The sequence below is a fragment of the Phocaeicola sp. HCN-6420 genome (assembly GCF_037890145.1).
Classification (GTDB): domain Bacteria; phylum Bacteroidota; class Bacteroidia; order Bacteroidales; family Bacteroidaceae; genus Phocaeicola.
The window spans coordinates 1-12,269 of record NZ_JBBKBJ010000046.1 but is presented as its reverse complement, the minus strand read 5'-3'; the positions used below and the strand labels follow the sequence as shown (position 1 = coordinate 12,269).

The 12,269-nt window shown below is 42.3% G+C and carries 8 protein-coding genes; 1 reads left to right on the top strand and 7 read right to left on the bottom strand.

Annotated features, from left to right (window positions below):
- Nucleotides 1-293: 293 nt before the first annotated feature.
- From WKT12_RS15815 to WKT12_RS15785, 7 genes are all read right to left on the bottom strand, one after another.
- On the bottom strand, nucleotides 294-761 hold the full coding sequence (locus WKT12_RS15815) for a macro domain-containing protein (RefSeq protein WP_204483436.1): 468 nt from the start codon (nucleotides 759-761) through the stop codon (nucleotides 294-296).
- Between the two features lie 25 nt (nucleotides 762-786).
- Nucleotides 787-2,409, bottom strand: coding sequence for an HYD1 signature containing ADP-ribosyltransferase family protein (locus tag WKT12_RS15810; RefSeq protein ID WP_340320290.1), 1,623 nt, complete (start codon nucleotides 2,407-2,409; stop codon nucleotides 787-789).
- 367 nt (nucleotides 2,410-2,776) lie between these two features.
- Nucleotides 2,777-3,571, bottom strand: coding sequence for a hypothetical protein (locus WKT12_RS15805; RefSeq protein ID WP_270245309.1), 795 nt, complete (start codon nucleotides 3,569-3,571; stop codon nucleotides 2,777-2,779).
- 239 nt (nucleotides 3,572-3,810) lie between these two features.
- The gene (locus tag WKT12_RS15800; protein ID WP_340320289.1) at nucleotides 3,811-9,936 is read right to left on the bottom strand and encodes an FG-GAP-like repeat-containing protein; all 6,126 of its coding nucleotides are present in this window, start codon (nucleotides 9,934-9,936) and stop codon (nucleotides 3,811-3,813) included.
- 2 nt (nucleotides 9,937-9,938) lie between these two features.
- Complete coding sequence (locus tag WKT12_RS15795) at nucleotides 9,939-10,682, bottom strand: hypothetical protein (protein ID WP_340320288.1); 744 nt, start codon at nucleotides 10,680-10,682, stop codon at nucleotides 9,939-9,941.
- 95 nt (nucleotides 10,683-10,777) lie between these two features.
- Entirely contained in the window at nucleotides 10,778-10,867 is a 90-nt protein-coding gene (locus WKT12_RS15790) for a smalltalk protein (RefSeq protein ID WP_204462435.1), read from the bottom strand.
- Between the two features lie 140 nt (nucleotides 10,868-11,007).
- Nucleotides 11,008-11,337, bottom strand: coding sequence for a hypothetical protein (locus tag WKT12_RS15785; protein ID WP_270245215.1), 330 nt, complete (start codon nucleotides 11,335-11,337; stop codon nucleotides 11,008-11,010).
- Nucleotides 11,338-11,464: 127 nt separating this feature from the next.
- Between WKT12_RS15785 and WKT12_RS15780 the strand changes: the two genes are divergently transcribed.
- Nucleotides 11,465-12,172: a helix-turn-helix domain-containing protein gene (locus WKT12_RS15780; protein WP_204462420.1), complete on the top strand. Its 708-nt coding sequence runs from the start codon at nucleotides 11,465-11,467 to the stop codon at nucleotides 12,170-12,172.
- Nucleotides 12,173-12,269 lie beyond the last annotated feature (97 nt).

The following is a 12,269-nucleotide window of genomic DNA, read 5'->3' as shown; positions in this document are numbered from 1 at the left end:
CCGTGAGACCTCCTCAGATAAGAACGTACGCTTTCATCTCATATACCCTCTGATTCTACTACATAGGGATTCGGATAGTTATAGGACTTTATTTTGTTTAAAATTATGTGGCAACTTCAATAAGTAGCATTCATAAAATATTGATAATCATCCCATTGAATATCTTTATCTGACACTGATAATAAAAAACGTTATCTGCATCAAATATTTTGAAACAGATAACGTTTAATAGAGTTTATGTTGTAGTCGTCTTAAATTTATAAATTAATCTGAAAAGGATTAAAATATGATTATTATTGAATGCTAATTCCATTATTATAATTTTCTACAACAATAAGATTGACAGTTGGATATTCCATTGCTAATTGTTGAAGTAATAATTTTACATCCTCCCAAGGTAATCCTCCTAATCCTGCTCCTATTTTAGGCATAGCTATATCTTTTACGTGTTGTTCTGTTGCTAACTTTAACATTTTTCTAACAGATAATTCAATGGCCTCCAAGGTCGCATTGGTTCTCCATGTTTTTTGAGTACCTAAATTGTATATACGTTGAGTTCCTTGTACAAATTCAAAAACATCTCCTGGATGGAATTGATTTTGCAAACATTTTTTTCTGTATTGTAAATACATTTGAGGAAAACGTTTTTTGAATTGTAATGCAATACCTTTTCCCATAGCTCCGGCACAATTGCACCCATGAGCATAACAACTAATTCCTGATATGGAGAATATGTCTCCATAAGCTATAAACTTTATCATACAATAATTACACTTAATAATGTTTTTAAAATTTAATTTTAAATATGCTTACTCCACCTCCAACTATTCTATTGTTAAGATTTAATGGCTGATTATTAGGAAGTAAAAAATTGTGTGGTCCATTTTTTATTATATTTAATCCCGATACATTTATTTTTATGAAATGAGTTAGATGGGATTTATTCCAAGGTACTCTATATAATCTTCTTGATAACTGTCCTACTGTATAATCAATAGAATTTAGATCTGTAAAATATTGTCCATCTCCATATCTTGCATGTTTTATCCCTACAGATGGTAGGAGTTGTTTACTTTCCATAATGCTTTTATAACCATTTTCTGTTGTATAATGAATTAATATTTCTGAATTCGATGATTCGTCATATACAACTTTTGAAGTTGATTGATATGTTGAAACATCGTTTGGTGTTTCTGCTATTACATCCGGCACAGAGTTTAATGCTCCGGTTTCTCCTACAGGTGTATTCTTCCATGAGAACATTCCTCTTCCCTGTGCGATGGTATTTCCATGCCAGAAGTTCTGTCCTTTGGCGATGGCTGTTCCTCCTCCAATGACTCCTCCTAATGCACCTCCACATATCGCTCCGGAAAAAGCTCCCATAGTCCCGTTTCCCAATGCATTGAGAAAACCTCCTCCTGCCATGAGTGTATTTCCTGTTCCGAGTGTGAATCCTGAAGCGGCTCCTCCCACCATTCCTGAAATCGCTCCACCGATAAATCCTGCCCCTCCGACAGCTCCTCCGACCAGTGGTCCCAGTGCCCCTGCGGCGGCTCCCACACCGAAGTATCCAAGAAACTGCCCAAAGTTACTAATATTATCCCAATGTGTTGCTACATTGATGGCTCCACCTATAATGGCTCCCGCTATGATCCATCCGATAATTTCCCCGTTCTTGTCCACATAGCACAGGGGTCTGTTCATACAGTATCCGTACCTGTTCATGGCCTGTGTAAAGTCCGGCAGCTGTACGTAGGGGTCCGGACTCAAGAATCTTCCCAGTATCGGGTCGTACAGTCTCGCATTCATGTGGATAAGCCCGAATTCATTTAGGTGTTCATGTCCTGTAAACCCTCTTCCTGTCATCAGGCTTGGCACTTCTGTACCGGTATAGATTTCCTGTGTATCGGGATCTCTTCTGCTTCCCCATGCATCGAAGCTGTTTTCCTCGATGATGTTTCCTTTGTTGTCTGCCACCTGCAGGATACTTCCCAGATAGTCTCTGTGCAGGAATCGGATTTCGGTTTTCCCTTCCTTTCTGACGAGGAGTGCAGGCGCTTCGTAACAGTCTCCTCCTACATAGAGCCTTTCCTCCGTTCCGCTGCTGTCGCAATGGGCTTCATAGTTCCCTCCAAGGTAATACTTTGTGTATACCGTCTTTCCCTCTTCGGTCATTCTCATCCGTACCCTGTCAAACTGAGCATTGTAGGTGAATTCCGCCTTTCTGTTTCCTTCCTCTATCCATGCGGGTCTGTCTGCGGCAGTATATCCCACCTGTAGTCCGCTGTGTATGCAGGCTTCCTTTTCCGGTGTATTTCCTGTAGCGGCATAGGGTCGGTTGGGGTTGGTATATACCATGTCTCCTGCATCCCCTTTGCGTATGATGTTTCCGTCGGGTGTGTATTCCACCTTTTTCCCGGCATAGAGGGTCAGTCTCTGCAGAGCATCGTATTCAAATAGTTCTGTCCTGTTTTCGTGTCATATACCTTGTCAGTCTTCAGTTCCTTTCCGTCGAAACGTGTGGTCGCGGTGCGTACCTCCCGTTTCAGCGCATCGTAGTAGGTCTTGACAAGCGGCTTTCCTGTTTCTGCTGCGGTTATGCGGAACAGTCCGGGTTCTTCGGGACGGATCTATGTGGTTCCAGTCTGTTTCTTTCTGCCATCCGGGTAGATGGTCTTCAGAAGGTTTCCTCATTAAAATCAAATCGGTCATTAGAGAATGATAGTAAGACCATTTCTATGACCGATTTAATTTGGTAAAAGTGGCTTAATTTTGTTTATATACTGGAAATCTTCTGCTGAAAATGATGCATCCAATCTTGATTGACAATCCAATTAAAAGTTAGATTATGTTGTAGGGAAATGATATTTTTATCACAAATGTTTCCTTGTATCTTTACTCCATCTTTTGCTCTTATAAACCGTATACTCCAATATTCTCCGAGTGGGGCTAAAAGCACTTCACTTATTTTTTCTTCTTGGAATAAAGTTAAATCTTGTTTAAAGGAGATAAGTTCGTCTGTGCTTATGTTGGTATTCATTAGTACCTGGAAAAAAGATTCTTTTAATTTTATGTTCATATGGATATAATCATTGAACTCAAGCTTTTCTTTTTGAATGAAATCGATGTTGCAAATGTTAGGATAGGTAGAGTCGATACTTTCCACACAAGGCTTGACTTGTGATATTTCGTGAATAAAGTTTAACAACTTAGGAATAAAACTTTGGTCAAAATCTAAATGTAATGTAAATTCAGTTCTGCTATCTGACTTTTTAGTAAGATGTACATATTGATAGATATGCCCAAACTGATTTGATTCCAATTCAATATATAGTGAATAATCATCTGAAATAAATGAAATTTTATGGCTTATTCCATGATATAAATCTTGTAATTCTTTCTCAAAATTAATGATTTGTGTAATATTGGTCTTATAACATTCGGAAATATTAAAGATGGAATATTCAAACTGTACATTAAATAATAATGTCCCATTTTGTTGATTATAAGAAAAATTGTACCATGTCATGTAAGGTACATTTTTAGAATCGTAAAATATTATTTCTTGCATAAATTTATGTTTTTTGATTTGTAAAACCGTATTGATGTTATATTGCTAAAATAGTACATTTTTGTTGAGCTTGCTTAAATTTTCCAATAAGTTATTTTCTCAGATTTTTTTGGGGCCCTTTTCGACCTTTTTTTCTTGACGTTCATAAGAGTATAGTAGGCATGGCTTATCTGACGAATGAAACCAAGAAAAAAGATCGAAAAAGTACCTCAAATTATCCTTGAATAAAATACTTAATTCTAAAATTTAAATTGTTTTGTAAAATTACTTAATTCATAAAATGCTCTATGGTAAACTATACCTGTTTCAGTGTTTATTCCTAATGTATAAACTCCTTGTACTCCATTGATTGTTCCTGGAGCTACCATCATCTGACTGTTTCCTTTTATACCTATAATATATCCTTCATTTACTATTTGATTATCAAATGAATAAGGGAAATTATGATATAAGTCTTTTTGTATATCTATTCTTGGATGATATCCTTTTATTCTTAATGAACGTGTTAAAGATTTATTGTTTTCAATTATATGGGTTGGTGCTTTCTTAGTTGTTGTGATAGTGTATTCTGTAATTGTACCGTTTTCAGGTTGTGGACTACTTGCAAGAGGGGTGTCAGGTTTAGGCGTTTTAGGCATAGCATCCGGCACAGAGTTTAATGCTCCGGTTTCTCCTACAGGTGTATTCTTCCATGAGAACATTCCTCTTCCCTGTGCGATGGTATTTCCATGCCAGAAGTTCTGTCCTTTGGCGATGGCTGTTCCTCCTCCAATGACTCCTCCTAATGCACCTCCACATATCGCTCCGGAAAAAGCTCCCATAGTCCCGTTTCCCAATGCATTGAGAAAACCTCCTCCTGCCATGAGTGTATTTCCTGTTCCGAGTGTGAATCCTGAAGCGGCTCCTCCCACCATTCCTGAAATCGCTCCACCGATAAATCCTGCCCCTCCGACAGCTCCTCCGACCAGTGGTCCCAGTGCCCCTGCGGCGGCTCCCACACCGAAGTATCCAAGAAACTGCCCAAAGTTACTAATATTATCCCAATGTGTTGCTACATTGATGGCTCCACCTATAATGGCTCCCGCTATGATCCATCCGATAATTTCCCCGTTCTTGTCCACATAGCACAGGGGTCTGTTCATACAGTATCCGTACCTGTTCATGGCCTGTGTAAAGTCCGGCAGCTGTACGTAGGGGTCCGGACTCAAGAATCTTCCCAGTATCGGGTCGTACAGTCTCGCATTCATGTGGATAAGCCCGAATTCATTTAGGTGTTCATGTCCTGTAAACCCTCTTCCTGTCATCAGGCTTGGCACTTCTGTACCGGTATAGATTTCCTGTGTATCGGGATCTCTTCTGCTTCCCCATGCATCGAAGCTGTTTTCCTCGATGATGTTTCCTTTGTTGTCTGCCACCTGCAGGATACTTCCCAGATAGTCTCTGTGCAGGAATCGGATTTCGGTTTTCCCTTCCTTTCTGACGAGGAGTGCAGGCGCTTCGTAACAGTCTCCTCCTACATAGAGCCTTTCCTCCGTTCCGCTGCTGTCGCAATGGGCTTCATAGTTCCCTCCAAGGTAATACTTTGTGTATACCGTCTTTCCCTCTTCGGTCATTCTCATCCGTACCCTGTCAAACTGAGCATTGTAGGTGAATTCCGCCTTTCTGTTTCCTTCCTCTATCCATGCGGGTCTGTCTGCGGCAGTATATCCCACCTGTAGTCCGCTGTGTATGCAGGCTTCCTTTTCCGGTGTATTTCCTGTAGCGGCATAGGGTCGGTTGGGGTTGGTATATACCATGTCTCCTGCATCCCCTTTGCGTATGATGTTTCCGTCGGGTGTGTATTCCACCTTTTTCCCGGCATAGAGGGTCAGTCTCTGCAGAGCATCGTATTCAAATAGTTCTGTCCTGTTTCTCAGTGCATCCTGTCTGCTCTTCAGGTTTCCGGTTACAGCATCAAATTCGTATCGCTGGTCCATCAGTACCTTTCCGTTTCCGTACAGGATACGTCTTTGGGTGGGGAATCCCCATTCATCGAATTCATACCTTCTGTCGTATTCCCCGGTAGCGATTCGGGTAAGCTGTCCGTGTCTGTCCTCTTCGCCGTAGCTGTATACACAGGTTCCGTCGTCCAGATACACTCCGGTCAAGGTTCCGTTTCTGTAAACCAGCTGTTCAGTACAGAGTTTTCCGTACTGTGAAGAATAGGAGATGGTAGAAAGCATTCCGTCTTCTGTATATCCGTATGTCTTCTCCAGCCGGTATCCGTCGGGTGCTTCTTCCCTGACACTTTCCACCCTTCCGTATGCATCGTAGGTGTAGTAGGTGGCAGTACCGTTGTCGGAAACGGCGGAGAGAAGCAGGTCTTCGTCTTCGGCATAGGTATATACAGTGGTAAAGTCGGGGTGTACCAGTCTGGTGATACGTCCGTATCGGTCATATTCCCTTACCACCTGTCTTCCGTCGGCATCGGTTTCCCTGCATACGTTTCCTTCCTTATCGTATTCGGTTCTTCGTATTCCTGCACTCGGATCCTTGATGGCAGTCCGTCTTCCATATATGTCGTAGTAGAATCTTGTCTGTACACTGTCTGCTGCCACTATTACGAGCGGCTGTCCGTCTGCGCGGTAGAAGTAGGCAATGCTTCCCCCTTCATCGGCTGTGCCTGTCATCAGTCCGTCTGCACTGTACTGTCGGATGTGTCGTATTCCGTTTTCCGTGAGGGTATCTGTCAAGGCTCCGTATGCACACGAGTCCACTTTTCCGGATGCATAACGTGTAGAGGTTTTCCGGTCGTATCGGTCGTAGGTATACTGGTTCCACAAGGTAGGAATACTGTCCTTGTCCGGCAGGGATTCTTTGACAAGCAGTCCTGTTTTCGTGTCATATACCTTGTCAGTCTTCAGTTCCTTTCCGTCGAAACGTGTGGTTGCGGTGCGTACCTCCCGTTTCAGTGCATCGTAGTAGGTCTTGACAAGCGGATTTCCTGTTTCTGCTGCGGTTATGCGGAACAGTCCGGGTTCTTCGGGGCTGCTCCATGCGGTTGCGGTCTGTTTCTTTCTGCCGTCCGGATAGGTGGTCTTCAGAAGGTTTCCCCATTCATCATATTCATACCGTGTGGTTCTTCCCTTGTGGTCTGTATCGCTTAGGGGCAGTCCGGTTGTTTCATCGTAGCGGTGTGTTACGTGAAATCCCATCGGGTCTGTTTCCTTGACGAGTTGTCCGAGGTCGTTGTATTCAAACTGTGTCTTCAGCCATTGGTCGGATTCATAGTTGCACTGTGAATGGGCTGTCATTTGCCAGTTTGCATTGTATTCAAACTTTTCCTGTAGGGATTTCTTTCCGTTGATACGCTCGGTTCTGCTTACGGGCAGGTATCGGTCGTCGTAATCGATATGGATTGTTTCTACGAAAAGAGAATCATCCCGCATCTTTCGGGTTTCCACAGAATCCTGGACTCCTAACAGATACAACGAACCGTCATCTACGTTCCGGTAGCTGCACGTTGCCTGTTCGGTATAATGTCCGGACGAAACGGAAGAGTGCAGTATCTGTCCATAGTCGTTATATTCATATTTTCCTATCGTAGTAGTTTCGTTCAGAACATTTTCTGTGGTTTCCTGCTTCAGGGTCAGCAATGCGATTCTGTTGGATTCCCTTTTCAGATCATAGATTCGCTTAATGGTATCTGTGGGAGTGGATTTTTCCAATTCACTTCCCAGTAGCTCTATATCGTAGGTCGAAGTCATGGTACGGTCGTTGACCATATCTTCCGTCTCTATTTGCTGAAAGCCTCTGAATCCCATTCCGGTACGGTGAAACACTGCATTGGTGTATTTATAGTATTCCCACGACAATGTTTGGTTGTTTTCGGTATTTTTGATCCATGCCGGTACAAACAGATGAGGATTCATGATGGTATAAGGATATCCTACATATTGGATAGCTCCCGGATTTTGGACGTACCGGGTGGCATTGGTCGTCATGATATCCACATAGGCATGATTGGAATTTACTCCATAGCTGTCAGTCAGGTTGTGCAGCATTCTTGCTTCCTGTTCATTGTGGGAGTAGTTATACACATGCAGTTTCTCGTTGTCCACACAAATCAGTCCTCCCGACCAATAATAGGACTGGGCTACATTGGCCACAGCAAACTGAGCTGTCAGATTATCTAAATATTGGGTGGAACGCATATTGGGAGTCTGGCTGATTTTGCCGTTCTCGTTCAGATATACATCCACTTTTCCTCGCTGGTTGCGCAACAGGTCGGGAAGTCCGTCGCTGTCTACATCCACCAGCATGAAGTTCAGCCCCACCGTTTCATGGAAACAATAGAACAGTTCTTCTGTGTGTACTTTAAATCCGGGGTTTTCTGCACTGTACGAAGAGTTTCCTGTCGACATAAGGAAAAGCCACTGTTTACCATTTTCCACATTCCAGTCGAATGTAATCAGAGCACGATCCGGTGTATGGGGGTCAATATGACATACATTACCCGAAGCATCTTCGTAATATTTGTATCCGCTGGCACTGGTACTTTTCAGGTTGTTTTCATTGTTGCAGGCTCCATAACAGATTCCGTCGCCAAAATGCTTGTATCCTTCCTTGCAGTGTACCCGGCGAGGACCTAAGATGATATCAATGTTTCCGTCTGCATTCATATCAGCCAACATCAATTCCCTGTCTTTGCTATTAATTTCTTCAAAATTGAAGTACATGATGTTAAGGGCATTGGAGTAGGCCAGTTGCTTGAAACCGTTACCAGTAAACTCGTAAACATAAGTACCGTTGATATTAATCAAGCAGATATCCGTCTTGCCGTCTCCATTGTAATCCATTGGAATCAAGCGGTCGGCATGTCTTACTTTAGAAGTATCAATAGGATATAGGGTAAAATCAAAGCACTCGTTGTCATAAAGAGTCTTTCTGTTATCCAAATCGACTAACAAGGCACGGGAGGGATATTTGTCATGGTCTGAATTGTAGCAACTCGAAATAGCCAGGAGTTCTGCTTTTCCATCACCGTTGAAATCACCGAAAACACATTGCCGTTCGTGTACATATCCGTCTTGCTCCGGATAGATATAATCTGTATGGCATGCAGGATTTATTTGACTATCATAAATGGTTACTTTCAGTGTATCCTCTCGTATGAATAAAATTTTTTTCGTGATATAGTTGATTTTTACCGGTACATCAATACCGTCTCCATTTATATCAATGGCTTCCAACTGTTTGAATCCTTTCCCGGCAGTAAAGACTACAGGTTCGATAGACATATCACTCAGGTCTTTGTAGACCAGCAGCTCTTGTTTTTCATTATATTCGCCTTGATTAGGTATGGGGTAAGTTATCAGTCCGTCGCTATTGGAAGCCTTGCTGAATTTTCCTCTTGATATGGCAAGAGAAGAATAGCCGGTTTGTCCTTGTTGCGAATTGTAGTAGTATTTGGACAGATAATGCGTGTTATCGTTCAAGAACTCAATGCTGCGTTCGTTTCCATAGCTGAAGCGTAGGGGATTCAGGCGATGGTTGGAAGTTTCGCATTCCAAGCTGTCCGGTAAATAGACTCCCCTATTTTGATAGCTAATCCGATATCGGCGCCAGAGATTGCCTTTGTAAAATGAAGAAACATTTTCCAATAATTTGCTGTATTTAAATGGCTTTCCATCTGCATAACGTGTGATACCGGACGGTATATCACGGTAATTAAATACAATGGAGTCATTGTATACCCCCTGAGTTTCTCCATACCGGATTGTCCGGATGTAGGGCAGATTGTCTGCTTGCATGTAGGTGTACAGTATCGAACGTCCTTTACGATTAGTGTACGAAGTCATTACATAACTGAACGGCGCTTGTGGGGAATTTTCAAATACGGCTGTATTTCCATCCGGATAGTACACTTTCAGGCGGTTTTCCGATTCTCTGTTTACCCGTATGAATCCCTGTTCACTTTGCCAAGTGTCGGTACCGGTCTTGATTAGTCGCATACCGTCCAGCATCAGTTTGTCGTCTTTCAAGGAGAGAGGAGTAGCTTTCCCGTCGTAGTAGATGCTGCCAGCTACGTGGGTAATGCCTGATAGTCCACGGATATTCCATCCATATCCTAATGCGGTTTCGTGCTGTTGACTATTGTACATAAAGGACAGACGGGGTTGGAACTCTTCTGTATCAGGGTGCACATCGATAGGGATGGTATAACTGACCGCACCGCTTGGAGTGAGGCTGTATTCTATTGGTATTTCACCGACATCGCAGTTCTTGTTGCCGTTACTCGATACAACTGCCACTTGTGCCTTACCGGAGAGGCTAAGCAGAAAGGCGGTTGCCATGATTATTATTTTTTGTGTTATCTGATACATATTCATTTATTTTTTATGATAGTTTTTACTCTATTTCCCGAGTTATCGTATTGGTATTGTATCGGACTGTAATTCGGGCTTTCGGGCTTTAGATTGGGTTCATCAGGGATGCTGGGTACTAAATCAGCGATTACGGTTGTTTGGATGGTCCCATTGGGGATAGAACCGTTGGAATACTTGTAACCTGCCGTAACGATATAATAGGAGCCCGTAGACAGATTGGGAATACTTAGGTAGGCTTGACCTATGGAAGCCCCTTCTGGCATACCCAGACTGATAGGGTCAAAGTTTGGATTCAAAAAATCATGTTCTTCGAATGTGGCAACCCATTTGAACGAGAGTTCTCCCTCCGACCAGTCCCCGGCTTCTCCTTCTTGTGCTTTCTTCAGTACATAGAGGGTAGTATAACCCGGTCCTGCTGAATAGTCTGTTTTCCAATTATGGATAATGAGATTCCCCGGTGAGGATAGGTCGAGCTGATAATATACAGCCTTTCCTTGCGTATAGCGATACTCATTTCCTTGAGGGGGAATATAACGGAAGTTGTAATAATAGTATGCCCCAGGTGGCTTTTCGCCTGTATTACGTTTGTCAGTAAATATAGACCTGTTACCAGATAAGACAACCGGAATGGCATCATCGAAGAACGTGCCGTATTTTTCTATTGTTTGTGCTTGCATTGTCAGTCCGTAAAATAGGATCAGTACAATGAGTTGCACTCGCTTGAAAATAATGTGTAGTGTCATATTCTATTTTCTTTTACTTGAACTGATTAGTCTATGCCATGCTTCCCGAAGGAAGCAATGGCATAGTACTTGTTTGACTCAATTTTGTTGTTCGCTTACATCGCACTTCCGCCCAATGCGCCTAACACGGCAGATGCCACTGCGATGATTACTTTCAAAATGGTGTCCCATATACCTTTCTTCATTGCCATAATTTGCTCCTTTCTTTAAATGGTGAATAAATGTGTTCGTTCTGTCGTTTCAAGCTTGATGACAGTGCAAAGGTAAATTATTTGTTTTATTTTTGTGTACCATGTTTACAAAACCGTTAAACCTATTTCTATTTTTAAACAGATACATCGTTATTGCCGAAGTCGCGGTATTCGGATTCCTGTATCTTTTTCCGCTTCCGCAGGACACTAGCGCGTATCTTTCCCAATGCACGTAGGATAAGTTCCATGCGTAGAAGGGAATCGTCTATTTCAGTAATAATAAGCCGTTTCCTATTTTTTCCGGTATGCCTGCATTCTTTCCGATACTGCCTGCTCCGCTTCTTGCGGCACTCCTTGCAGTATTTGTCAAAAATTCGTGTACGGTGATTGTAGTAAAAGTTCTCGGAGGAAAGCTCGCGCTTGCAGCATGCACAAATGCGGGCAGAAGTAGCTGTGGTATTCATAGTGATGGATTGATTATTTCTTGAAAACAATTTGATTTATTAAAACAATAAGCTATATTTGTCGAGGCAAATATAATTATGTTTTCAATTATAAAACAATTAAATTTATAGTTTAACCCCAAAAAAGATGGATGCACTGTTCAATGTAACTGATATAGTGAAGCGAGCCAAAGAAGTTATGGGCTTCAAGACGGATGTGGAACTCGCCAATTATTTAGGAGTATCGCGTTCTACATTAAGTAACTGGTGTGCAAGAAATAGTATCGACTTTCCACTGCTGTTGGAGAAGATGAAAGAGGTAGATTACAACTGGCTGCTGGTAGGGAAGGGAACTCCTCACCGCGATACACACCTCTGCCAGTTGGGAAGGTATACGGGAGAGGTGGAAACTATATACATTCCGAAAACACCGGAGATGAAGGACGACCGCTATGTACAACTATATGATGTGTCGGCAGCTGCCAACCTGCGTACCATGCTGATGAACCGCAACCAATATGTGTTGGGAAAGATTGTTATTCCTAATATATCTTCGTGCGACGGAGCGGTATATGTAAGCGGAGACAGTATGTATCCACTGCTGAAATCGGGTGACATTATTGGTTTCAAGGAAATCAGCGATTTTCATCATCTTATCTATGGAGAAATGTATCTGGTATCGTTCTGTCTGGATGGTGATGATTACTTGGTGGTGAAATATGTCAACCGGTCAGAGAATCCGGGATGTATTCTGCTGGTAAGCTACAATCCACATCATCAGCCGATGGATTTGCCAATAGAGAATATTCAGGCAATGGCTATCGTGAAGTTCTCTATCCGCAAGAATATGATGTAAAAATGCTTTCATTCATAAGTTTGTCAAATCGGAAGTACATCCCATGATAGTCGCTGCAAGGTTTCAATTTCACTCGAGACACAAAAAGGAAGAAAAG

What these genes read in the sequence shown, in the direction of transcription:
- WKT12_RS15815 (WP_204483436.1), bottom strand. Translation starts at nt 761, where the DNA reads ATGATAAAGTTTATAGCTTATGGAGACATATTCTCCATATCAGGAATT.
- WKT12_RS15805 (WP_270245309.1), bottom strand. Translation starts at nt 3,571, where the DNA reads ATGCAAGAAATAATATTTTACGATTCTAAAAATGTACCTTACATGACA.
- WKT12_RS15800 (WP_340320289.1), bottom strand. Translation starts at nt 9,936, where the DNA reads ATGTATCAGATAACACAAAAAATAATAATCATGGCAACCGCCTTTCTG.
- WKT12_RS15795 (WP_340320288.1), bottom strand. Translation starts at nt 10,682, where the DNA reads ATGACACTACACATTATTTTCAAGCGAGTGCAACTCATTGTACTGATC.
- WKT12_RS15790 (WP_204462435.1), bottom strand. Translation starts at nt 10,867, where the DNA reads ATGAAGAAAGGTATATGGGACACCATTTTGAAAGTAATCATCGCAGTG.
- WKT12_RS15785 (WP_270245215.1), bottom strand. Translation starts at nt 11,337, where the DNA reads ATGAATACCACAGCTACTTCTGCCCGCATTTGTGCATGCTGCAAGCGC.
- WKT12_RS15780 (WP_204462420.1), top strand. Translation starts at nt 11,465, where the DNA reads ATGGATGCACTGTTCAATGTAACTGATATAGTGAAGCGAGCCAAAGAA.